The sequence below is a fragment of the Streptacidiphilus sp. ASG 303 genome, assembly GCF_020991365.1.
Taxonomy (GTDB): Bacteria; Actinomycetota; Actinomycetes; order Streptomycetales; family Streptomycetaceae; genus Peterkaempfera.
In genome coordinates this window covers 39,684-62,111 of sequence record NZ_JAJLRA010000031.1, presented here as the reverse complement: position 1 = coordinate 62,111, position 22,428 = coordinate 39,684, and the positions used below count along the sequence as shown (strand labels likewise).

The 22,428-nt window shown below is 77.3% G+C and carries 18 protein-coding genes; 5 read left to right on the top strand and 13 right to left on the bottom strand.

Translation table 11 applies throughout. The annotated features are described in order from the left end of the window. Positions 1-238: 238 nt before the first annotated feature. The 7 genes from LO771_RS26305 to ychF all read right to left on the bottom strand — a co-directional run bounded on the left by LO771_RS26305 (position 239) and on the right by ychF (position 12,959). The gene (locus LO771_RS26305; RefSeq protein WP_230747119.1) at positions 239-2,395 is read right to left on the bottom strand and encodes an ABC transporter family substrate-binding protein; all 2,157 of its coding nucleotides are present in this window, start codon (positions 2,393-2,395) and stop codon (positions 239-241) included. Positions 2,396-2,707: 312 nt separating this feature from the next. Beyond that, complete coding sequence (locus LO771_RS26295; RefSeq protein WP_374228252.1) at positions 2,708-5,179, bottom strand: SpoIIE family protein phosphatase; 2,472 nt, start codon at positions 5,177-5,179, stop codon at positions 2,708-2,710. A 742-nt stretch (positions 5,180-5,921) separates the two neighbouring features. Continuing rightward, the gene (locus LO771_RS26290; RefSeq protein WP_308189008.1) at positions 5,922-8,645 is read right to left on the bottom strand and encodes a SpoIIE family protein phosphatase; all 2,724 of its coding nucleotides are present in this window, start codon (positions 8,643-8,645) and stop codon (positions 5,922-5,924) included. 325 nt (positions 8,646-8,970) lie between these two features. Next, complete coding sequence (locus LO771_RS26285) at positions 8,971-9,366, bottom strand: (deoxy)nucleoside triphosphate pyrophosphohydrolase (protein ID WP_230747118.1); 396 nt, start codon at positions 9,364-9,366, stop codon at positions 8,971-8,973. A 160-nt stretch (positions 9,367-9,526) separates the two neighbouring features. Then, positions 9,527-10,030 (bottom strand): RpiB/LacA/LacB family sugar-phosphate isomerase, encoded by a 504-nt coding sequence (locus LO771_RS26280; protein WP_230747117.1) that lies wholly within the window; start codon positions 10,028-10,030, stop codon positions 9,527-9,529. A 156-nt stretch (positions 10,031-10,186) separates the two neighbouring features. Further along, complete coding sequence (locus LO771_RS26275; RefSeq protein ID WP_230747115.1) at positions 10,187-11,539, bottom strand: DUF4190 domain-containing protein; 1,353 nt, start codon at positions 11,537-11,539, stop codon at positions 10,187-10,189. 346 nt (positions 11,540-11,885) lie between these two features. Beyond that, on the bottom strand, positions 11,886-12,959 hold the full coding sequence (gene ychF, locus LO771_RS26270) for a redox-regulated ATPase YchF (protein WP_230747114.1): 1,074 nt from the start codon (positions 12,957-12,959) through the stop codon (positions 11,886-11,888). A gap of 268 nt (positions 12,960-13,227) precedes the next feature. Between ychF and LO771_RS26265 the strand changes: the two genes are divergently transcribed. Beyond that, a complete protein-coding gene (locus tag LO771_RS26265) occupies positions 13,228-13,788 on the top strand; it encodes a DUF6542 domain-containing protein (RefSeq protein ID WP_230747109.1) in 561 nt (186 codons plus the stop codon). Between the two features lie 114 nt (positions 13,789-13,902). Here LO771_RS26265 and ppgK read toward each other — a convergent pair whose 3' ends face one another. After that, on the bottom strand, positions 13,903-14,643 hold the full coding sequence (ppgK, locus tag LO771_RS26260) for a polyphosphate--glucose phosphotransferase (protein WP_230747107.1): 741 nt from the start codon (positions 14,641-14,643) through the stop codon (positions 13,903-13,905). Positions 14,644-14,811: 168 nt separating this feature from the next. Beyond that, positions 14,812-15,798, bottom strand: coding sequence for a 4-hydroxy-3-methylbut-2-enyl diphosphate reductase (locus tag LO771_RS26255; RefSeq protein ID WP_230747106.1), 987 nt, complete (start codon positions 15,796-15,798; stop codon positions 14,812-14,814). Between the two features lie 105 nt (positions 15,799-15,903). Here LO771_RS26255 and xseA point away from each other — a divergent pair, with 105 nt between their 5' ends. Further along, the gene (gene xseA, locus LO771_RS26250; RefSeq protein WP_230747105.1) at positions 15,904-17,181 is read left to right on the top strand and encodes an exodeoxyribonuclease VII large subunit; all 1,278 of its coding nucleotides are present in this window, start codon (positions 15,904-15,906) and stop codon (positions 17,179-17,181) included. Between the two features lie 8 nt (positions 17,182-17,189). Here xseA and LO771_RS26245 read toward each other — a convergent pair whose 3' ends face one another. After that, on the bottom strand, positions 17,190-17,729 hold the full coding sequence (locus LO771_RS26245) for a GNAT family N-acetyltransferase (protein WP_230747104.1): 540 nt from the start codon (positions 17,727-17,729) through the stop codon (positions 17,190-17,192). Positions 17,730-17,865: 136 nt separating this feature from the next. On the opposite strand from LO771_RS26245, the gene LO771_RS26240 reads away from it, so the two are divergent. Then, a complete protein-coding gene (locus LO771_RS26240) occupies positions 17,866-18,111 on the top strand; it encodes an exodeoxyribonuclease VII small subunit (RefSeq protein WP_230747102.1) in 246 nt (81 codons plus the stop codon). Between the two features lie 160 nt (positions 18,112-18,271). After that, entirely contained in the window at positions 18,272-18,883 is a 612-nt protein-coding gene (locus LO771_RS26235) for a malonic semialdehyde reductase (RefSeq protein ID WP_230747101.1), read from the top strand. A gap of 123 nt (positions 18,884-19,006) precedes the next feature. Here the strand turns inward: LO771_RS26235 and LO771_RS26230 are convergent, their stop codons facing one another. Beyond that, complete coding sequence (locus LO771_RS26230; protein WP_308189007.1) at positions 19,007-19,531, bottom strand: DUF4245 domain-containing protein; 525 nt, start codon at positions 19,529-19,531, stop codon at positions 19,007-19,009. A gap of 181 nt (positions 19,532-19,712) precedes the next feature. Here LO771_RS26230 and glpX point away from each other — a divergent pair, with 181 nt between their 5' ends. Further along, positions 19,713-20,753, top strand: coding sequence for a class II fructose-bisphosphatase (gene glpX / locus LO771_RS26225; protein WP_230747099.1), 1,041 nt, complete (start codon positions 19,713-19,715; stop codon positions 20,751-20,753). A gap of 73 nt (positions 20,754-20,826) precedes the next feature. On the opposite strand, the gene LO771_RS26220 is transcribed toward glpX, so the two are convergent. Both LO771_RS26220 and LO771_RS26215 read right to left on the bottom strand, forming a co-directional pair. Continuing rightward, on the bottom strand, positions 20,827-21,234 hold the full coding sequence (locus tag LO771_RS26220; protein WP_230747091.1) for a WhiB family transcriptional regulator: 408 nt from the start codon (positions 21,232-21,234) through the stop codon (positions 20,827-20,829). A 417-nt stretch (positions 21,235-21,651) separates the two neighbouring features. Continuing rightward, positions 21,652-22,389: a DUF1707 domain-containing protein gene (locus LO771_RS26215; protein WP_230747088.1), complete on the bottom strand. Its 738-nt coding sequence runs from the start codon at positions 22,387-22,389 to the stop codon at positions 21,652-21,654. Between the last annotated feature and the right edge of the window lie 39 nt (positions 22,390-22,428).

Sequence of the window (22,428 nt, the reverse complement as noted above, 5' to 3'; positions counted from 1 at the left end):
GGATCGTGGATCGTGGCGCCCCGGCCTGCTACCGGTCCACCTGCCGGGCCCGAACACGCCACGGCTTCCTCCCATGGTACGGGGACAGGGTGAACCCGGCCGAAACGGCCGCCCTCCGGACAGGGCCCCGGGCCGCGCCCGTGCCCGCACCGTCCGTGACACGCGTCCGCCCGCCCGGCGGTTCCCGGGCGGGCGGACGGGGCGGGCGGGGCGGGGGGTGCGGCCGCGCCGGGGCCGGCTACGAGCTCAGGCGGAAGCCCATGTCCTGGAAGCGCGGGGTGGCGAAGCCGAAGGCCCCGACCCCGGCGACCGTGTCGCGGACCGCGACGACCTCGGGGCGCTGGAAGAGCGGCAGGGAGGGGGCGAGCTCCCAGATCCGCGCGTCGGCCTGCTGGAGCGCCCGGTCCGCCTCCGCGGGGTCGAGGGCGGACGCCGCACGGTCGAGCAGGCCGTCGATCTCGTCGGTGCCGGTGCGGGCGTAGTTGAGGCCCACGGCGGGCAGCCCGTCGGGCCCGGGCTGCGGCTTGGCGAACAGGGCGCGCTCGTCGGCGGCCGTCCCGGGGCTCGCCGGCCAGGAGAAGAGCGCCAGGTCGAAGTCGCCCGCCGCGAGGTGGTCGGTGAAGAAGCCCTCCCCGTCCACGGCGCGCGGGACCGCGGCGATGCCCACCCTCGCCAGGTCCGCGGCGACGGCGGCGGCGATGCGGCGGGCGGTGGCCGAGCCGGCGGGGATCATCAGGTCGAGGGTGAGCGGCCTGCCGTCCCGGGCGCGGACCGCGGCGGGCAGGGCGGGGGCGGGGGTCGCGGCCGGACCGGAGGCGGGGGTGGCGGCCGGACCGGAGGCGGGGGTGGAGGCCCGGCCGGAGGCGAGGGCCGCGCGCGCGACCGCCGGGGACGCCGAGGAGGAGCCGGAGGAGGCGGCGGCGGACGGCGACGCGGGCCGCGAGGCGGAGGCCCGCGCGGAGGCGGAGGCCGCCGGGGAGGTCGAGGCGACCGGGGCGGCGGAGGCGGCCGGGGCCGTCGAGGGGGCGGCGCCCCCGCTGCCGGTGGCCGTCGGGGAGGCGGGGACGGCGGGGACGGCGCTCGCGACGGGCGCGCCCCTCCGCCAGCCGGCCGCCTCCAGCAGCGCGGCGGCCGCCGCACGGTCGGTGCCGCCGAGGGCCGCGGTGTTGTCCCGGTAGCCGGCCTGGTCGGACATGACCAGGTGGTTCCCTAGGGTCACGGCGGGCAGCCCGAACGGCTTGAGCACCGCGTCGGCGATGCCCTGCCGGTCCACGGCGCGGGCCACGGCCTGCCGCACCCGGGGGTCGGCGAGGGGGCCGCGGCCGCCGTTGAGGGTGAGCTGGGTCCAGGCGGCGCCCGCGGCCCGGCGCAGGTGGAAGCCGGGAAGGGCCTGGGCCCGCTTCCAGGCGGCCCCGGCCGCGTCGGCGGAGTCCGCGGCGGCGGCGGGGGCGGCCGTGCCGGAGGACGCGGGGGCGCCGGGGGCCCCCGCGGCGTCCAGGGCCCGGTCCAGGGGGGCGACGTCCAGGCGGTCGCGGTCCAGGTCGTCCAGGCGTCGGGCGGCCGGGACGGCGAGCAGGTCGATCCGCTCCAGCCGGGCCCGGTCGCCCCACCAGGACGGGTTGCGCAGCAGGGTGACCCGGCCCGCCTTCCGGTCCACCGCGCCCACCCGGAACGGTCCGGCGGAGACGGCGAGGCCGTTGCGGGAGCCGCCGTTGAAGGCCTCGGCGGTCCGCGTGGCGGCGGCCGGGTACAGGGGGGTGAACAGGCCCTGCCAGTGCGCGCACGGCTGCCGGAAGACGACCCTGACCTGGTGCGGGTCGTCGCCCTGCGTCACGGACTCGATGGCGGCGTACCCCGCCGCGCCGCTGCCCCAGTAGGCGGCGTCGGCGCCGCGGAGCGCCTTCCACTGGGCGGCGAAGTCGGCCGCGGACAGGGGCTTGCCGTCGCTCCAGACCGCGCGGGGGTTGAGGCGGTAGACGACGGTCTGCCGGGGGTGGCCGTCGCCGGGCGCGGCGGAGTCGGCGGAGGCCAGGTAGTCGGGGTCCGGGGTGGCGCGGGCGTGGTCGTCGAGGCGGAAGAGGGTGGGCAGCGCGGCCTGGGCGACGAGTCCGGCGGCGGGGCCGGAACCGGACTGGAAGACGTTGAACGTGGCGGGGACGGCGTCCACCGCCCACCGCAGGGTGCCGCCCTCGCGCAGGTCGGACCGGTCGGCCGCGGGCACGTCGGAGGCGACGGGGGACGGGGCGGAGTCCGAGCAGGCGGCGAGGCCCACACCCAGGGCGACGGAGAGGAGGAGCGCCGCGGTGCCCGCCGACCGGCGGGGGCGGCGGGGGGCGGTCCCTGCGGGGCGGTTCGGTCCGTCCCCGGGGTCCTGGACGTCCTGGATGATGGGCACGCTCTCCTCCTCGGGCCGCGGCTGCCGCCGCGGCCCGCGCCGGCGCACCGGCCGCCCCGTACGGATGGCGGACCGCCCGGATCCGGGCGCACGCCGCCCGTCCACTGAAGGGCATCGGGGGCGCGGGGGCCGCAGGACACGGCCGACCGCCCCCGCGCGCCACCCGGATGGCGGACGGCGCGCGGCAGGGCGCGGGAGCGCGCGGAGGGCGCTGAGGGCGGGGCGGGCGCTGAGGGCGGGCGGGCGGGACGGCGCCGGGCGGGGCGGAGCGGGGCGCCGGACCGGGCCGGGCGGGCCCGGGTCCGGCGCGGCTCAGACCCGGGCCGGGGCGGGGGCGGGGAGCCCCAGCTCGAACCAGACGATCTTGCCCTTGGGCGTGCGCCGGCTCCCCCACCGCTCGGCGAGGAGGCTGACCAGCTGCAGGCCGCGGCCGCCCTCGTCGGTGACGTGGGCGCGCCGCTGCCGGGGCTGGGCGTAGCCGTTGTCCCAGACCTCGCAGACCACGGTGGTGTCGCGCAGCAGCCGCAGCCGGATGTCGCCCCGGCCGTGGCGCAGGGCGTTGGTGGCCAGCTCGCTGACGAGCAGTTCGGTGGTGTCGACGAGGTCGTCGAGGCCGCGGGCCAGGAGCCAGCCGATGGCCAGTTCGCGGGCGCGGGCGACCGAGGTGGGCTCCGGGGGGAGCCGCCAGTCGCCCACCGCGTCCTCGGGCAGGGCGTGGACGCGGGCCATGACCAGGGCGATGTCGTCCTCGCCGTGGTGCGGGTCGAGCTCGCTGAGGACGTGGTCGCAGACGTCCTCCAGACCGCGCCGGGGCCCGGACAGCGCCCGGCGGAAGGCCTCCAGGCCCTCCTCCAGCTGGTGCTTGCGGGACTCGACCAGGCCGTCGGTGTACAGGCCGAGCAGGGCGCCGTCCGGCAGCTCCACCTCGACCTCCTCGAAGATCTCGCCGCCGACGCCCAGGGGCAGGCCGGGCGGGACGTCGAGCATGAGGGCGTCGTCGCCGGGGGTCAGGAGGACCGGCGGCAGGTGGCCGGCGTTGGCGATGGTGCAGCGGCGCTTGACGGCGTCGTACACGGCGTAGACGCAGGTCGCCAGGTAGACCTCGGAGGCGTCGGCGGGCTCGGGGCCGCCGGGGGGCGGGGCCGCGCCCCGGGACTGGGCGAGCAGCGGCTGGTGCTGGGCGAACGGCGAGGGGCCGCTGCCGAGCGCGGGCCGGGCGGCGCCGTCGCCGAGGCCGCGGGCGATCTCGTCGAGGGCGGTGAGCACCTCGGCGGGGTCGAGGTCGAGCATGGCCAGGGTGCGCACGGCGGTCCGCAGCTGCCCCATGGCGACGGCGGCCCGCAGGCCGCGGCCCATGACGTCGCCGACGACCAGGGCGGTGCGGTTGCCGGGCAGCGGGATGACGTCGAACCAGTCGCCGCCGACCTCGGTCCCGCTGCTGCCGGGCAGGTACCGGCAGGCGATCTCCAGGCCGCTGGCGGCCGGGTTGCCGGGCGGCAGCAGGCTGCGCTGGAGGATCAGGGCGCGCTCGTGCTCGCGCCGGTACAGGCGGGCGTTGTCGATGCAGACGGCGGCCCGGCCGACGAGCTCCTGGGCGATGGCGACGTCGCGCTGGTCGAAGGGCTCGCTGCCCTTGGCCCGGGAGAGCTGGACGAGGCCGAGCACCACGTTGCGGGCGACCAGCGGCACGACCAGGGTGGAGCGGACCAGCGGGTCGGGGTGGCTGTCGGGGGTGACGCTGCGGCCGGTGCGCAGCGCCTTGGCGTGCGGGGAGCGCGGCGGGTAGCAGAACGTCGCGCCGACGCGTGCGGCGTCGGCGCTGCTGGGCGCGCCGGTCACCGCGGCGGCGCCGGTGACGACGCTGGAGACGGCGACGCGGCGCAGCTCGCCGGCGCCGTCGGCGGGCCCGGCGGGGGTGTCGTCGCCGGCCAGCAGCGCCGAGTACAGGTCGACGGAGGCCGTGTCGCAGAAGCCGGGGACGATGACGTCCAGCAGTTCCTTGGCGGTGGTCTCCAGGTCGAGGGTGGAGCCGATGTGGGCGCCGGCCTCGTTGAGCAGGGCCAGGTTGCGGCGGACGCTGGCGGCCTCCCGCTCGTCGCGCTGGCGCCGCGTCACGTCGGAGATCTGTCCCGCGACGCCCATCGGGCGGTCGCCCGCGCCGACCAGCCGGTACAGCGACACCGACCACTTGCGGGCGCCGTCGCGCATCGGCGCGGGGCCGGTGAAGCGCATGTCGAAGACCGGGTCGCCGCTCTCCAGCACCTGCCGGAGGGCGCCGAGCAGCCGCTCGGCCTCGGCGCGCGGGAAGATCTCGTGCGGGTGCAGGCCGACGAGGTCGGCGGCGGAGAGGCCGATGCCGGTGGCGAAGGCGTCGTTGACGCGCTGCAGCCGCAGGTGCCGGTCGAAGAGGAAGAACCCGGTGGGCGTCTGGCCGAAGACGGCCTCGGAGGCGGCGAGGTCGGTCTCGATCCGCTGCAGCCTGCGCAGGTCCACCGCGAGGCAGACCGCGCCGCCCGCGTCGCCCTCGGAGTGACCGGGCATCAGGTAGACCTCGGCGACGCCCTCGCTGCCGGCCGAGTCGCGGTAGGGGACGGTGCCGACCCACTCCTCGCCGCCGAGGATGCGCTCCAGGCGGGAGCGGCCCTCCCGCCACAGGGCCCGGGGGATGAAGGCGGTCACCGGGTCGGCGCCCACCGCGTCGGGGGCGCCGACGCCGAAGAACTCGGCGGCGCGGTCGCTCCACTGGCTGATGCGGCCGTCGGCGCCTATCGCGAAGGCGGCCACCCGGACGTAGTCGTAGATGGAGCCGGGCGCCCCCTGGTTCCAGCCGGACCGGACCGGCCGCCCGGACGGGTCGGCACCGTCTCCGGCGCCGGACCGCTCCGCGTGCGCGGGAGGAGCCGGGTGGCCGGGGAGGGCGTCCGGCGCGGGACGTGCCGCATGTCCGGAAGGCCCTTCATGTCCGGAAGGTCCTTCGTGGTGCCCGGAAGGCTCGCCGTTCCCGGACGGGCCGCCGTTCCCGGAGGGCCCGTCATGTCCGGCCGGACCGCCACGGTCGGGCCGTCGGACCTGCCCGGCCGGTTCGGACGCGTGCCCCGGGCGGGGCACGCGCACCTCGGACCGGGACTGCTCACCGCCGCGCACCTTCGCCCTCCTGCCCGTCAACGCGTTCCGTGCCGGCCTGTCGCTCCACGGGACGACTTCCCTTCACCGGTCGGACTCCGCCGCCTCCCGTCCGGCCGGAGCCGTCCGGGTGTCGAGACCACGAGTATTCATCATCGCAGCGGCATCGCCCATGCCCTCGATGTCACAACATCAAATCGAGGGAAGGTTTCCGCCCCCGGGGGCCGTCCGCCGCCGCCACCTGCCCGGCCGCCTCCGTCCGCACGCGTCCACGGCCCGGACTACGCATTCCGGTGCCGTTCGGCTCACCCGTCCTCCCGCCCCTCCCGCCCCTCCGCCGGGCGGCCGCACCCCGGTCCGGTCCGCACGCCGGCGCCGCCCGCCCCACGGCCCCCGCGGACCGTCACGCCCCGCGGCCGGGGGCGGGCAGCGGCAGCTCCAGCCAGACCACCTTGCCCTGCCCCTCCGTGCGGGTGCCCCAGCGCGCCGCCAGCCGCCGTACGAGCTCCAGCCCGCGGCCGCCCTCGTCGGTCCCCTCCGCCCGCCGCTCGGTCGGCGGCTCCGGCACCGGGTCGGACACCTCCAGCAGCAGGGCGTCCTCACCGACCGTCAGCCGCAGCCCGATCGGCGCGCTGGCGTACCGGACGGCGTTGGTGACCAGCTCGCTGGCCAGCAGCTCGGCGGTGTCGCCGAGCCCTTCGAGCCCCCAGTCCACCAGGGTGGCGCGGGCGAGGCGGCGGGCACGGGAGGCGGCGCTGGGCTCGGCGGGGAGCGTCCAGCCGGCGGTGCGCTGCGCGGGGGTGCGCCCCAGCCGGGCCAGCAGCAGCGCCACGTCGTCGGGCTCGCGGCCGCGTTCCACGATGCCGAGGACGGCCTCGCACGCCTCCTGGATGGACGCGTGCGGCTTCTCCAGCACGTCCTGCAGCCTGGCGAGGCCCACGTCGAGGTCGCGGTCGCGGGACTCCACCAGCCCGTCGGTGCACAGGGCCAGCAGGCTGCCCTCCGGGACCTCCAGCTCGACGGACTCGAAGGGCACCCCGCCCACCCCCAGCGGCGCGCCGGAGGGCAGGTCCAGCACCCGCGCGGTGCCGCCCGGCAGCGGCCCGGAGGAGGGCACGGCGAGGGGGGTGCCGACGGCGGGGACGACCAGCAGCGGCGGGACATGCCCGGCCTTGGCGAGGACGCAGCGCCGGGTCGCCGGGTCGTAGACGGCGTAGACGCAGGTGGCGATGAGCGCGTCGTCGGGGCCCTGCACCAGGTCGTCGGCGAGCTGGTGGACGTGCTCCAGGAGCACGGCGGGCGGAAGATCCAGGCCGGCGAGGGTCCGCACGGCGGTGCGGAGCCGGCCCATGGTGGCGGCGGCCCGCAGGCCGTGCCCCATCACGTCGCCGACCACCAGCGCGGTGCGGTCGCCGGGCAGCGGGATCACGTCGAACCAGTCGCCGCCGACCTCGGCGCCGCTGCTGCCGGGGACGTAGCGGTAGGCGACCTCGACGCCGGGCGGCTGCGGGACCTGCTGGGGCAGCAGGGTGCGCTGGAGGGTGAGGGCGGCGGCCCGCTCGCGGGCGTACAGGCGGGCGTTGTCCAGGGAGCTGCCGGCCCGGTCGGCGAGCTCCACGGCGAAGGCCAGGTCGTCGCGGTCGAAGGCCTCCCGGCGCCCGGCGCGGCTGACCGCCAGCAGGCCGATGACGATGCCGCGGGCCCGCAGCGGGACCACCAGCATGGCGTGGACGCCCAGGTCGAGGGCGGCATGGACCCGGGGGTCGCCGGGGAAGGTGGCGTTCTCGATCTGCGCCGGGGTGGAGAGCATCCCGGGCTCCCCGGAGCGCAGCACCCGGCCGAAGACCGACTCGTCGGTGAAGGCGATCCGCGAGCCGCGCCGCAGCATGGCCCGCACCAGGGGGCCCTCCGCGACCGAGCCGACGCCGAGCTGGACGAGCTCGGTGCGGCTGCTGTGCGGGTGGCGGGGCAGGTCGTCGCCGGAGGCGACCGCCTGCAGCAGGATGACGCCCGAGTAGTCGGCGAGGCGGGGCACCACGGAGCCGGCCAGCTCCTGCGCGATCCGGGACGCGTCCAGCAGGTCCCCGACGCGGGAGCCGAACTCGTTGAGCAGGGAGAGGCGGCGCCGCGCGTGCTCCACCTTGGCCACCGCCCGGTACCGGTCGGTGACGTCCATGACCATGCCCGCGACGCCGAGGACCCGGCCCGAGCGGTCCGTCAGGCGGCTGTAGGACAGGGAGCGGTAGCCGGGGCGGCGGGCGCTGGGGGAGGCGACGGTGACGTCCACGATCGGCTCGCCGGTGGCCAGGACCTGGCGCTGGATCGCGGAGACCTCGTCGGCGGTGCGCTCGGGCAGCACCTCGCCGGTGGCGCAGCCGACGTGCTCGGCGGCGGGCAGGCCGTTCATCCGGGCCAGCTCGGAGTTGACGCCGACGTACCGCAGGTCGGTGTCGAGGACGGCGATGCCGAGCGCCGCCTGCTCGAAGAGCGCGTCGCGGACCGCCAGGTCGCGCTCCACGGCCTGGAGGGCGTCCGCGTCGGTGAAGGCGAGCTGCAGGAAGGGCACCCCGTCGCCGTCCGCCAGCAGGGAGATCCGCAGGTCCAGGGCGACGTAGCGGCCCTCGCGGTCGTGGACCCGGATCCGGCCGTGCCAGCTGCCGGTGCGGATGGCGTGCTCGTAGGCCAGGCGGGGCCGGTGGGCCCGGTCGGGGGAGACCATCACCTCCTCCAGGCGGCGCCCCACCAGGTGCTGGCCGGGCCAGCCGAGGAGCTCCTCGGCGGCGGGGCTCCACAGCACCACGCGGCCGGAGGTGTCGAGCAGGGCGACGGCGACCCGGACCACGTCGAAGAGGCTCCCCGCGGTGCCCGCCTGCGTGCCGGGGCCGGCCGCGGGGGGCGGGACGGGGAACCGGGCGGGGGTGCGGCTGCGGACCCCCGGCACCGGGGACTGCCGGACCACCGACGCGGGGTCGGGGGCGGAGGCGGGGGCGTCGTGGCCGCCGGAGGCCGGCTCCGGGGCGGTCCCGGCCCGGGCGCGGCGCAGCAGGGCCCGGGCGGCGGCCCGGTGCGGCCGGCGTCCCGGCCGGCCGCTCCACCGCTCGCCCGTGCCGCTGTCCGCGCTCGGCACCGAGGGGTCCTCCGGCTCTGTGACGCACCGCCCCGATGTGGCCATGCGGTTCGGTTCCCGCGGCCGCGCGCCCTGAGCACTGCGGCCCGAGAGTCACATACCCGCACGAAAGCGGGCCTATCCAGGCGTACGGGTCATCTTTGCAGCCCGGCGGGGGTGCCGGACGGGGTGTCCGGCCGAGGGGTCCGGAGGGGGTGTCCGGCGTGGGTGCCGAGCGGCGGGGACGTGCGACGGGGCGGCCGGGGACGCGGGGTCCGGCGGGGCGCGGGGCGCGCGGGAGTACGGGGTCCTGCGGAGCGCGGGGCGCGGCGGCCCCGGGGGCCGGTCAGGGCCGGCGCAGCAGCCCGGCCACCTCGGGCAGGACGCCGCGGTCCTGCTCCAGCCAGTCGACGGAGTCCAGGTCGTCCGGGCCCAGCCAGCGCACCTCGGAGTGGTCCTGGAGCGGGCTCGGATCGCCGGAGAGCAGCTCGGCGGTCCAGATCCGCAGGACCAGCCCCGGGCGGACCGGCCACTCCCCGGACAGCGGCGCCAGCGCCCGGGCCTCCACGCCCAGCTCCTCGCGCAGCTCGCGGGCGAGCGCCTGCTCGACGGTCTCCCCGGACTCCACCTTGCCGCCGGGGAACTCCCAGCGGCCGGCCACCTCCGCAGGGGCGCTGCGCCGGGCGGCGAGCACCCGGCCCCGGTGCAGCAGGGCGGCGCCGACCACGACACGGTTCTCCATGGGGGAAGAGCCTACGGGCGCCCGGGGACGGCCCCGTCCGCCTCCCCGCGCCGTGCGCCCGTCCCGGCCCAGCGGTCCCGTCCGGCGGTCCCGTCCCCGGGCAGCCGTGCTCCCCGTCCCGGTACGGCCGGGCCCCGAACCGCCCGGCCGGCGCGGCGGGTCACGCGGAAGGGGCGTCGTCCTCCTGCCGCATCACGAGCAGGTGGTCCGGGACGGCGGCCGGCGTGCGGCCGATGCGGTCGACGTGGCGGACGTTCTCCCGGTCCTCGGGCTCCGGGCTGGGCTCGCCGTCGAACCAGGCGTCCAGGATCTCGCCCAGCAGCGCCCGCGAGGTGAGGCGCAGGCCGAGCGCCAGCACGTTGGCGTCGTTCCAGCGGCGGGCGCCGGCCGCCGTGTACGCGTCGGTGCACAGGGCCGCGCGCACGCCGGGGACCTTGTTGGCGGCGATGGACGCCCCGGTGCCCGTCCAGCAGCAGACCACGGCCTGGTCGGCGCGGCCCTCGGCGACGTCGCGCGCCGCGGCCTCGGAGCAGAACGCCCAGTCGGCCTTGTCCTCGGGGGCCAGCGCACCGTGGAGGGCCACCGTGTGCCCGCGGCGGCCGAGCTCGTCGACGAGCGCGCGGGCGACGCCCTCGTCCATGTCGGAGGAGACGGAGATCCGCATGCTCCGAGCGTAGCGACCGGACGGCGCCGGGGGGCGGGTGCGGGACGGCCGGGACCGGTACGGCGGACCCGGCGCCCCGGGCGGGCGTCTCAGGTCGCGGCGCCCCGTTTCACGGCGCCCGGTTCACGGCGCCCGGTTCACGGCGCCCGCGGCGCCTCAGGTCGCGGCGTCCGCGGTGTCGCTGCCGGTGGCGAGGCCCAGGGCGGCCCGTGCGAGCACCGCCTCGGCGTGCCCGCTGCGGGCGTAGGCGAGCGACAGCTCGGCCTCGAGGGTGTCCGCGTCGCGGGCGGCGGCCGCCCTGCGCCAGTGCGGCAGCGCGGCCCGGCTCTCGCGGGCGAGCGCCGTCACCGGCCCTCGGGCCGCGGGCGGCCAGCCGTCCGCGCCGAGGTCGGCGGCCTCGCCGGAGAGCGCGGCGGCCACGGTCCCGGCCCAGGCGCGGTAGGCCGCCGGGTCGTCCTCCGGCTCCCCGTCCGGCTGGGCGTCCAGGGCATCGTTGTGCCCCCGTACGGCGTCGAGGTAGCGCAGCTGCGGCGCGGTGAACGACGAGCGGGGGCGGTGCAGGGTGCCGGTCCGCGGGCCGGCCGTGTCGGTGAGGATGCAGAGGGCGGTGCCGTCCCCGTCCGCCCAGTCCTCGCGGTCGGGGGCGTAGTAGCGGAGCTCCACGGTGTCCGGGTAGGACCAGCTGTCGGGGTTGTAGGCCTCGGCCAGCACGGTGCACCGCCGTTCGGCGACCCTCCGGACGGCGGCCGCGCCGGGGTAGGCGCCGGGGGCGAGGCGGCCGGTCCTGCCGTACGCCTCGGCCTCGTGGGGGACGGCGCAGGGGACCAGGTCGACCGGGAGCCCCCCGTCGGGGTCCCGGTGGTCGAAGCAGTCGCCGGCCCGCAGGTCGGAGTAGTCCGCGGCGGTCCTCCCGGCGACCCGGCCGTGGGCGTCGCGGTGCACCTCGGCGAGGTCGGGGTGCGACATGAGGTACACGCCGCCGACGAACACGGCCAGCAGGGCGAGCACGGTCCACACCGCGGAGAGGGCCAGGCCGGCGATGGCCAGGCCGCGGCCCTTCTGGTTGCGGCTGCGGAGCTGGATGAGGGCGGCGATGCCGAAGGCCGCCGAGAGCGGCACCAGGCAGGTGAGCCCGAGGACCAGGGAGGCGACGGCGAAGCCGTTGGTGCCCTCCGGCGGTCCGGCGGGGGCGGCGCCGGGGAACGGCCCGTACGGCCACGGCGGGGGCGGCGGCGCGGGCAGGCCGGAGGCGGCCTGGCCGGGGACGGGCGGGAGGGGGCGGACGGGCTCCTTCCCCGGCCCCGGGGGCGCCCACGGGTCGGCGGCCGCCGCCGGTGCGGAGGCGGCGGGGGCGTCCGCCGGGGCGGAGGCGGAGGCGGCGGGGGCGTCCGCCGGGGCGGAGGCGGCGGGGGCGGGGTCCGCCGGGCCGTGGCCGCCGTGGCCGCCGTGGTCACCGGGGGCGCCGGGATCGCCCGGGTCCGGCTCGGTGCCGGTCGGCGGTATGGACATGGGCGCGGCCCCCGGTCTCGTTCGTGCACGCGCCGACGGTCGGCGGCCGCGCGACTCTAGCGGACCGCCCCGGCACCGGGGACGGCGGCCCGGGCGGGAGGGGCCGGGGAGCCCGCCGGCAGGGGGCGGATCCGATGGGCTTCCACCCACGGAGGCCCAGGAGGGGCGGCCGACCCGCCGAAGAGGCTCGTCCCAGGCCCGGCACCGGAGCCGGACGGGCAGGCATCGTTCCGGCCCCGGCCGGCCGCACCCGGTTCCGGTACCGGCCGCCGGGCGGCCCGCCCGCGTGCGGAAAGGCCGCCCGGCCCGCTCCGCCGCGGGTCGGACGGCCTTCCTGCCGAACGCGTCAGACGTTGAAGCGGAACTCCACCACGTCGCCGTCCTGCATGACGTAGTCCTTGCCCTCCATGCGGGCCTTGCCCTTGGCGCGGGCCTCGGGGACGGAGCCGCACTCGACCAGGTCGGCGTAGGAGACGATCTCGGCCTTGATGAAGCCCTTCTGGAAGTCGGTGTGGATGACACCGGCCGCCTCGGGCGCGGTGGCGCCCTTGCGGATCGTCCAGGCGCGGGCCTCCTTGGGCCCGGCGGTGAGGTAGGTCTGCAGGCCCAGGGTGTCGAAGCCGACCCGGGCGAGGGTGGCGAGGCCGGGCTCCTCCTGGCCCATGGACTGGAGCAGCTCCAGGGCCTCCTCGTCGTCCAGCTCGATCAGCTCGGACTCGATCTTGGCGTTGAGGAAGATGGCCTCGGCGGGGGCGACCAGCGCCCGCTGGGCGTCCTTGAAGTCCTCGTCCGACAGCTCCTCCTCGTCCACGTTGAAGACGTAGAGGAAGGGCTTGGCGGTGAGCAGGTGCAGCTCGCGCAGCGGCTCGGGGTCCAGGCCGGCGTGGAAGACGGTGTCGCCCGCCTCCAGGACCTTCTGGGCCTGCTCGACGGCGGCGACGACGGCAGCCGTCTCCTTCTTGAGGCGGGCCTCCTTCTGCAGCCGGGGCAGCGCCTTCTCGATGGTCTGGAGGTCGGCGAGGATCAGCTCGGTGTTGATGGTCTCGATGTCGTCCTTGGGCGAGACCTTGCCCTCGACGTGCACCACGTCGGGGTCGTCGAAGGCCCGGATGACCTGGCAGATGGCGTCCGACTCGCGGATGTTCGCGAGGAACTTGTTGCCGAGGCCCTGGCCCTCGGAGGCGCCGCGGACGATGCCCGCGATGTCCACGAAGTCGACGGTCGCCGGGAGCTTGCGGGCCGAGCCGAAGATCTCCGCCAGCGTGTCCAGCCGCGGGTCGGGGACGCCGACCACGCCCACGTTGGGCTCGATGGTGGCGAACGGGTAGTTGGCCGCCAGCACGTCGTTCTTGGTCAGGGCGTTGAACAGGGTCGACTTGCCAACGTTCGGCAGGCCGACGATTCCGATCGTGAGCGACACGTGGCGACTTCCCGTGGAGGAGGGGCGGGGGGCGGCCCGGGAGAGGGCCGATCCACAAGTCTACGGGTCGGCGCCGGGCCCGGGACCGCCCCTCGGACGGCGGGCGGCGGCACCGGCCCGCCGCCGCGGACCGCCCGCCGGCCGCGCCGTCCGGGCCGCGTCGCAGCAGGCTGCCGGCCCGCACGCCACGCCAGGCGTTCGGGTGACGGGGGGCGGCGCCGCGTGTCCGTGGCGGAGAGTGGCGTTCATGTGACCGTACGTTGGAGGCGTGGAGCAGCAGCGTACGCGTACCCAGCCGCCCCGGCCCCGCGGCCGGGCGTCCGACGAGGGCGGACCCCGCCCCACCGTGCCCGGGCCCGCGGCCCCGTCCGACCCGGCGGGCCGGGGGCGGCTGCGGCTGCCACGGGCCCGGCGGCGGCCCGAGGGCGCGGTCGCCGGCCGCGGCGCGGCCGCGCCCAGCAGGCGGCTGACCGCGGTCGGCACGGGGGTGGCGACCGTGGCGGCGACCGCGGCCGGGGCGGTCGCGGACCGGGCGCTGCTGGGCGGGCCCGGGGTGCTCTTCGGCCTGGTGTACGTCGCGGTCTGCTTCCAGGTGGCGGTGCGCGTGCGTCCGGCGGACCTGGCGGCCGCGCCGATCAGCGGCCCGATCGCCTTCGCGCTGGCGCTGCTGGCGACCGGGCACACCTCGGGCCGGGGCGTCGGCGGTCACGTGGTGGGGCTGGCGGCCGGGCTGGCGACCCGGGCCGGGTGGCTGTTCGCCGGCACCGGGCTGGCCGCCGCCATCACCGCGGCCCGCTGGGTGGCGCTGCGGCGGTCCCGCGGGCGCTGACCCGCGGGTTGCCGCAGGAGGCGTCGCGGGCGGGCGCGGGCGCCGGGCGCGGGCCGGTACGGGCGGGCAGGACCGCCCCGGCGGGCACAGCCGCCGCGGCGGTCCGCGGCGGCGTCAGCCGAGCTTGGCGGCGGCCATCGCCGCGCCCACGATGCCCGCGTTGTTCTGGAGCTGCGCCGGCACGATCTCGGCCCGCCGCCGCTTCAGGTGCGGCAGGAACTTGTCGGCCTTGCGGCTGACGCCGCCGCCGATGATGACCAGCTGCGGGGAGAAGAGCATCTCCACGTGGGCCAGGTAGGCGTCGACCCGCTCGGCCCACTTGGGCCAGCTCAGGTCGTGCTTCTCGCGGGCCGCCGAGGAGGCGCGCTTCTCGGCCTCGTGGCCGTCCAGCTCCAGGTGCCCCAGCTCGGTGTTGGGGACGAGCACGCCGTCCACGAACAGGGCGCTGCCGATGCCGGTGCCGAAGGTCAGCGTGATGACCACGCCGCCGCGGTCGCGTCCGGCGCCGAACGCCATCTCGGCCACCCCGGCGGCGTCGGCGTCGTTGAGCAGGGCGACCGGCAGGCCGAGGGCCTGCTCGAAGTGGTCCGTCGCGTCCAGGCCGACCCAGCCCTCGTCGACGTTGGCGGCGGTGAGCGTGTGGCCGTCGACGACCACGCCGGGGAAGGTGATCCCGACCGGGCCCCGGTGCCCGAAGTGCTCGACGACCTCGCAGACGGTGTCCACCACGGCCGCCGGGGCGGCAGGGTGCGGGGTGAGGACCTTGTGCCGCTCCTCCGCCAGGTCCCCGCGCACCAGGTCGACGGGGGCGCCCTTGATGCCGGAGCCCCCGATGTCCACGCCGAATGCCTTCACGTCCGTCCTCGTTCCTCGCCCGGTTCCCCGCCCGTGGGGTTCCTCGCCCATGGAGCTCCTCGCCCGCCGTGTCCGCCGGCCGCCCGGCGCGGGGGGCGCTGCGCCGCCCCGCTCCCGGTCTGATACCCGGAGCGGGGCGGCGGAGTCCTGCCCTGCCGTGCGCCGCGGCTACGCCGGTCCGGCCGTCCTGCCCGCGGCCTCGGCGCGCAGGTCGCGGCGGAGCTCCTTGGGGAGCGAGAACTGCAGGTGCTCCTCGACCGAGCGCACGGTCTGCACGTCCTCGTAGCCGCGGGCGGCGAGCCACTCCAGCACGCCCTGGACGAGCACCTCCGGCACGGAGGCGCCGCTGGTGACGCCGACGGTGGCGACGCCCTCCAGCCAGGCCTCGTCGATCTCGTCGGCGAAGTCGACCAGGTGGGCGGCGCGGGCGCCGTACTCCAGGCCGACCTCGACCAGGCGGACCGAGTTGGAGGAGTTCCGCGAGCCGACCACGATCAGCAGGTCGGTCTCGGGGGCGATCTGCTTCACGACGACCTGGCGGTTCTGGGTGGCGTAGCAGATGTCGTCACTGGGCGGGCTGACCAGGGCGGGGAAGCGCTCCTTGAGCCGGCCGACGGTGGCCATGGTCTCGTCCACCGAGAGGGTGGTCTGGGAGAGCCAGACGACCTTGGACTCGTCGCGGACCCGGACCTCCGCCACGTCCTCCGGACCGTCCACCAGGTGGATGCGGTCGGGGGCCTCGCCCATGGTGCCGACGACCTCCTCGTGGCCCTCGTGGCCGATGAGGAGGATGTCGTAGTCCTCGTCGGCGAAGCGCACGGCCTCCTTGTGGACCTTGGTCACCAGGGGGCAGGTGGCGTCGATGGTGGCGAGCCTCCCCCGCTCCGCCTCGTCGTGCACGGACGGCGCGACGCCGTGGGCGGAGAAGACGACGATCGAGCCCTCGGGCACCTCCTCCGTCTCCTCGACGAAGACGGCGCCCTTCTTCTCCAGGGTCTGCACGACGTACTTGTTGTGCACGATCTGCTTGCGGACGTAGATGGGCGCCCCGTACTGCTCCAGGGCCTTCTCCACGGCGATGACGGCACGGTCGACGCCGGCGCAGTAGCCGCGGGGGGCGGCGAGCAGGACGCGGCGCTGGGCGGTTGCAGGCATGGCCCCATCGTAGAGGGCCGGTCGGCGGCGCCGCCCGCCGCCGGGTCCCGCCGCCGGGTCCCGCCGCCGGGTCCCCGTGTCGGGGCCCGCCGCTAGTCTCGGTGCATGGGCCTCGACACCTCCCCGGAAGCGCCGATCCCGGTCGGCAAGGTCTCCGCGATGATCGGCGGCTGGATCGACCGGCTGGGCGCCGTGTGGGTGGAGGGCCAGATCACGCAGCTGAGCCGGCGGCCCGGCGCCGGGATGGTCTTCCTGACGCTGCGGGACCCGTCGGAGGACGTCTCCATGACGGTGACCTGCTTCCGCGGGGTGTTCGACCCGGTCGCCGACGTGGTGGCCGAGGGCGCGCGGGTCGTCGTGCACGCCAAGCCCGAGTGGTACGCGGGGCGCGGCACCCTGTCGCTGCGGGCGGCGGAGATCCGCCCGGTGGGGCTGGGCGAGCTGCTGGCGCGGCTGGAGCAGCTGAAGCGGCGGCTGGCCGGGGAGGGGCTCTTCGCGGCCGACCGCAAGCGGCCGCTGCCGTTCCTGCCGGGCTGCGTCGGCCTGGTCACCGGGCGGGCGTCGGCGGCCGAGCGCGACGTGCTGGAGAACGCCCGGCTGCGCTGGCCGGCGGTCCGCTTCGAGGTGCGGAACGTCGCCGTGCAGGGGGCGTCGGCGGTCGCCCAGGTCGTGGCGGCGGTGCGGGAGCTCGACGAGCACCCGGAGGTGGACGTGATCATCGTGGCCCGGGGCGGCGGCAGCGTCGAGGACCTGCTGCCCTTCTCCGACGAGCAGCTGGTCCGCACGGTGGCGGCGGCGCGCACCCCCGTGGTCAGCGCCATCGGCCACGAGCCGGACCAGCCGCTGCTGGACTTCGTCGCCGACCTGCGCGCCTCCACCCCCACCGACGCGGCCAAGCGGGTGGTGCCGGACGTCGGCGAGGAGCTGGCCCGGATCGGCCAGCTGCGCGACCGGGCCCGGCAGGCCGTCCGCTCCCGGGTCGAGCGGGAGGAGGCGGGCCTGGCCGCGACCGTCAGCCGGCCGGTGCTGGCGGCGCCGCTGCGCATGGTGGAGGAGCGCGAGGCCGAGGTCGCGGCGCTGCTGGACCGCTCCCGCCGCAGCCTGGACCACCGGCTCGACCGGGCGTCCTCCGAGCTGGAGCACACCCTGGCCCGGGTGGTGGCCCTCTCCCCCGCCGCGACCCTGCGGCGCGGCTACGCGGTGCTGCAGCGGGCGGACGGCGCCGTGGTCCGCGCCGCCGCGGAGGTCTCGGCGGGCGAGGAGCTGCGCGCCCGGGTCGCCGAGGGCGGCTTCACGGTGACGGTCTCCGGGGCCGGTGCGTCCGGCGCCGGTACGGGGTCCGGCAGCGCGTCCGGCACCGACGCGGGGGACGGCCGGGACTGAGCCGGGACTCAGCCGCCGGCGGGCACGGTGCGGGAGAGCGCGACGGGGTGGTCGGTGAAGCCCAGGCCGCGGTAGAGCGCCTCGGCGCCGGGCGTGGCGTGCAGGTCGACGCGGGTGGCGCCGCGCGCGTCGAACCAGGCGAGCAGTGCCTCGGTACAGGCCCGGGCGTGGCCCCGGCCGCGCTGCGCCGGGTCGGTGCAGACGTTGAAGACGAAGCCGAAGAGGCCCCCGGGGTGGGCGGGGGCGGGCAGGCGCGGTTCCAGGGTTCCCACGGCGCAGGAGGCCAGGCGGCCGGGCCGGTCGGGGTCGTCGGTGACGAAGGCGGCGAAGCGGCTGCCGGGGTCGGCGAGCTCCCGGCGGAGCAGGGCCTCCGTGGCGTCCTGCCACGGGCCGGACCGGACCCGGCTGCTGTCGCCGGCCATGGCCTGGAACATCAGCAGGCGCAGCCGGGCCAGTTCGGGCGCGTCACCGGGGCGGGCGGCGCGGACGCCCGGCGCGGCAGGGCGGGCGTCGGGCCGGGCGGGACCGGCAGGGCGGGCGTCGGGCATGGCCGGACGGTAGTCGGCGGACCGGGCCCCCGCCAACCGCTCCACCGCTCCGCCGGGCCGCCGGGCCGCCGGCGGTCCGCCGTTCCTGCGGCCGGGCGGGCGGCCCGTGTGGGCGGCGCCCCCTACGCTGGCAGCCATGGCGAAGAAGGAGACCCCGCAGGGCGGCGCGGACGGCACGCTGGGCTACGAGCAGGCGCGCGACGCGCTGCTGGACGTGGTGCGGCGGCTGGAGACGGGCGGCACCACGCTGGAGGAGTCGCTGGCGCTCTGGGAGCGGGGCGAGCAGCTGGCCGGGGTGTGCCGGCGGTGGCTGGACGGGGCCCGGGAGCGGCTGGACGCGGCCCTGGCCGCCGACGGCGGGGGGTCCGGCCCGGAGGAGTGACCGGCGGGGCCGACGGACAGGGGCCGCCGCGCAACCGGACCCGCGCACCGCGGAGCGGCGCACGTCATGCACGGCGGGAATGGTTGAATGTTCACCTATGTTGTGGCGGACGGGCGGCAACCCGGCCGCCCGCCGACGAGCCCACGAGGTGGATTCCCCGATGACGACCGCCGCCAACGACATCCTGGCCCTGGACCCCGCCGCGCAGGACCTGCTCTTCCGCGAGGCCCACACGGTCGGCGCCTTCACCGACGAGCCGGTGACCGACGAGCAGGTGCGCGCGATCTACGACCTGGTCAAGTACGCGCCGACGGCCTACAACAAGCAGCCGCTGCGCGTCCTCCTGGTCCGTTCGGCCGAGGCCCGCGAGAGGCTGGTCGCCCACATGTGGGACGGCAACAAGGAGAAGACCTCCAAGGCGCCGCTGGTCGCGGTCCTCGCCACCGACCACGAGTTCCACGAGGAACTGCCGCGGCTCTTCCCGGTGATGCCGCAGGCCAAGGACCTGCTCTTCAGCGAGCGCCCGGTCCGCGAGCGGGCCGGCGCCTTCAACGCGGCCCTCCAGGTCGGCTACTTCATCCTGGGCGTGCGCGCCGCCGGCCTGGCCGCCGGCCCGATGACCGGCTTCGAGGCCGAGGGGATCACCAAGGAGTTCTTCCCCGAGGGGAACCACGGCGTCCTCGCCGTGGTCAACATCGGCCGTGCGGCCGAGAACTCCTGGCGCCCCCGTCTGCCGCGCCTGGAGTACGACGAGGTCGTCACCACCGTCTGACGGTCCGACGCACCACGCCGCGGCACCGCGGCGCACGGGAGGCCCTACCGGGACCGGTGGGGCCTCCGACGCGTCCGGGGCCGGCGGCGCGGCGGGCGCGGGGCCGGGCCGGGCCGGGCGGGGTCAGCGCAGCGACTGCGCGAGCCGGGCCAGCTCCTGGTAGGTCGCGGTGCCGGTGACGGCGGTGGTGCCGCCCTTCCCGTCCACGACCAGGGCGCGGTACCGGGTCCCCTGGTAGCGGGCCCACGGCCGGCCGGCGACCGGGGCGGTGCCGTCCGGCCGCGCGCCCTGGACCTGGGCGCGGACCACGGACCCCGCCGAGTCGTCGCTCTGCTCGACCGCGGCGTAGCGGCCGGAGGGGGTGATGAAGCCCAGGTGCCAGGTGGCGTGCCCGCCGTCGTCGGCGCTGTACCGCACCGAGGTGGCCCGCCACTGCGCGGGCAGGCCCTGCGGGGCCAGGACGGGGTAGGGGGCGGCCCGGCGGGCCGTCGCCAGCTCGGTGCCGTACGACACCGTCCTCACCGGCTCCCCGCCCGAGTGCGGGATGAACACGTACACCACCGCGGCCACCGCTCCGACCGCCAGCAGGGACAGGACCATGTCCCGCACCGTCTGCCGGCCCCTCTTCGCCTTCGCATCACTCGCCACGCCCCCATGGTGACCCATACCGGGCCGCTTCCCCGCAACCGGGGTGCGCCGCCGCGGTCCGGGCAGGCTACCGGCATCGGTGCAGCCCACGACGGGTGCTGCGCCACAGACAGGCCTCGCGCGGCACGGATACGATCGGCCCACCCTCATTCCGGCCGTCGCGTACAGAGAGGTACCGCTGATGACCGCCCACACGAACCACAACCTTCCGGCGCAGCTGGAGGTGGCCCCCGAGGCCCCCGACCGCAACCTGGCCCTGGAGCTCGTCCGCGTCACGGAGGCCGCCGCGATGGCGGCGGGCCGCTGGGTCGGCCGCGGGGACAAGAACGGGGCCGACGGCGCGGCCGTGAAGGCCATGCGCGCCCTCGTCCACACCGTCTCGATGAACGGCGTCGTCGTCATCGGGGAGGGGGAGAAGGACGAGGCCCCCATGCTGTACAACGGCGAGCGGGTCGGCGACGGGACCGGCGCGGAGTGCGACGTGGCGGTCGACCCGGTCGACGGCACCACCCTCACCGCCAAGGGCATGAACAACGCGGTCTCGGTGCTGGCGGTGGCCGACCGCGGCACGATGTTCGACCCCAGCGCGGTCTTCTACATGGACAAGCTGGTGACGGGCCCCGAGGCGGCCGAGTTCGTCGACATCACCGCTCCGGCGGCGGTCAACATCCGCCGGGTCGCCAAGGCGAAGGGCACCGCGGTGGAGAACATCACCGTGGTCATCCTGGACCGCCCGCGCCACGAGGGCCTGGCCAAGGAGGTCCGCGAGGCGGGCGCGCGGATCAAGTTCATCTCGGACGGCGACGTCGCCGGCGCCATCATGGCGGCCCGCGAGAGCACCGGCGTGGACCTGCTGCTGGGCGTCGGCGGCACCCCCGAGGGCATCATCGCCGCGTGCGCCATGAAGTGCATGGGCGGCGTCATCCAGGGCCGGCTGTGGCCCAAGGACGAGCAGGAGCGGCAGAAGGCGCTGGACGCCGGGCACGACCTGGACCGGGTGCTGAGCACCGACGACCTGGTCAGCGGCGAGAACGTCTTCTTCGTCGCCACCGGCATCACCGACGGCGAGCTGCTGCGCGGGGTGCGCTACCGCTCCGAGACGGCCACCACCAGCTCGCTGGTGATGCGCTCCAAGAGCGGCACCATCCGCGAGATCCACTCCACCCACAAGCTGTCCAAGCTGCGGGCCTACAGCTCCGTGGACTTCGACCGCGCCAACTGAGCGCCGGCCGGGTGCCGGGCCGGGCGCACGCCCGGCGCGTCCTGTCTCTCCGCCTCCGGGCCGCCCCCGGGCGTCACCCGGCGGCCGCGATGCGCCCGCGCGAGGCGCGCTGGACGTCGGCGCGGAGCTCGACCTCGCGGCGCCTGCGCCGGGCGAGCACGACCCGGCGCTCGGCGGCGGTCAGGCCGCCCCACACGCCGTACGGCTCCGGCTGGGCGAGCGCGTGCTCGCGGCACTCCAGCAGGACGGGGCAGCGGGCGCAGACCCGCTTGGCCGCCTCCTCCCGGGCCAGCCGGGCGGCGGTGGGCTCCTTGGAGGGCGCGAAGAAGAGCCCGGCCTCGTCCCGGCGGCAGGCGGCTCCGGAGTGCCAGGGGGTGTCGTCCGCGTGCTGCCCGCTCTGCTGTCCGCTCTGGCTGGGGCTGAACTGCCCCGGAACGCTCTGGTCGGTGGCGCTCTTCGTGGACTCGATCGGGTGCAGCACGGGGTACTCCTGACGACGGCTCGGCGGGGGCTCGTGCCAGTGTGCGACCGGACGATCACGTTCCGCAGCTACCCTCGGCCGACTCACAGACCCTGCGGAACCCACAGCCGCACAACAGACGATGTGGAGGAGGAACTACCCGGCGGTACGCCGATTCATGCACACCACACGCAGTTGCCGCCCAACTCTTTCCACCAAAAGTCAAGGAGGCGGGCCCGGCGTGACGAGGCGTGTGCATGTGGCACATGCGCCGGGGCGCGCCTCCCGCACGCCCCTCCCCCGCACGTCCCGCCCCCCGGCACACCGCTCCGGCACCCCGCCCCGGATCCGGCCCGCGGTCCGGGGCCGAGGGCCGGGGGCCGGGGGCCGAGGCCAGGGGCCGGGGGCTGCGGTCCGGGACCGGTGCCGGGGCCCCCGTCAGGAGCCGAGCTGCTTGCGCACCCACTCCTTGAGCTGCTTCCCCCGCTTCGCCCGGGCCTCGACCCCGCCGAAGACCGCGGCGCCGCGCACCCGCACCACCGGCGCGTACGGGTCCTCCGCGGTCTGCTCGCGGACGTCGAAGCCGCCGAAGACCCCGGCCCCGCCGCCGTGCAGCGAGACGTTGTCCGGCACCCTGATCTCGACCCCGCCGAAGACCGCGGTGACGTCGATGACCACCTCGGGCGACTCGAAGACGGCGTCGGTCAGGTCGATCTCCACCCCGCCGAAGACCGCGACCGCCCTGATGTGCGGGCCCACCCGCCAGCGGCCCTTGCGGACGGCCCCGCCGAAGACCGCCACCGCGTTCGGCGCGTAGGAGCGGGCGGGGGGCGGCGGCGGGCCGGCGGGCGCGGCGGCCGGGCGCGGCGCCGCGCCGGGGCGGTGCGCCGGGAGGTCGAGGGTCAGCGGTTCCAGCTCGCGCAGCGTCTTCGCCGCGTACGCGGCCTCGATGCGCTCGGCGTGCTCGTCCGCGTCGATCCGGCCCTCGGCGAAGGCGTCCCGGAGGACGTCGGCGACGCGCTCGCGGTCGGCGTCGGAGGCGCGCAGGTCGGGTTCGGCGACGGGCTTGGTCATCGGCACCGGCGGCGCGGTGCGCTGGGCGAGCAGGTCCGGGGCGGCCTGGGCCTGGGCGGCCGGGTCCGGGGCCGCGGGGTCCTGGGCAGGCGAGTTCTCCACGGCCCCAGGCTAGTCAGCAGGACCCCCGCCGAACAGCAG

Bases quoted from the DNA above. Each gene is read 5' to 3' on its own strand.
- LO771_RS26285 (WP_230747118.1), bottom strand. From the start codon at position 9,366: ATGGAGAACCGTGTCGTGGTCGGCGCCGCCCTGCTGCACCGGGGCCGG.
- LO771_RS26280 (WP_230747117.1), bottom strand. From the start codon at position 10,030: ATGCGGATCTCCGTCTCCTCCGACATGGACGAGGGCGTCGCCCGCGCG.
- LO771_RS26275 (WP_230747115.1), bottom strand. From the start codon at position 11,539: ATGTCCATACCGCCGACCGGCACCGAGCCGGACCCGGGCGATCCCGGC.
- LO771_RS26255 (WP_230747106.1), bottom strand. From the start codon at position 15,798: ATGCCTGCAACCGCCCAGCGCCGCGTCCTGCTCGCCGCCCCCCGCGGC.
- xseA (WP_230747105.1), top strand. From the start codon at position 15,904: ATGGGCCTCGACACCTCCCCGGAAGCGCCGATCCCGGTCGGCAAGGTC.
- LO771_RS26245 (WP_230747104.1), bottom strand. From the start codon at position 17,729: ATGCCCGACGCCCGCCCTGCCGGTCCCGCCCGGCCCGACGCCCGCCCT.
- LO771_RS26240 (WP_230747102.1), top strand. From the start codon at position 17,866: ATGGCGAAGAAGGAGACCCCGCAGGGCGGCGCGGACGGCACGCTGGGC.
- LO771_RS26235 (WP_230747101.1), top strand. From the start codon at position 18,272: ATGACGACCGCCGCCAACGACATCCTGGCCCTGGACCCCGCCGCGCAG.
- glpX (WP_230747099.1), top strand. From the start codon at position 19,713: ATGACCGCCCACACGAACCACAACCTTCCGGCGCAGCTGGAGGTGGCC.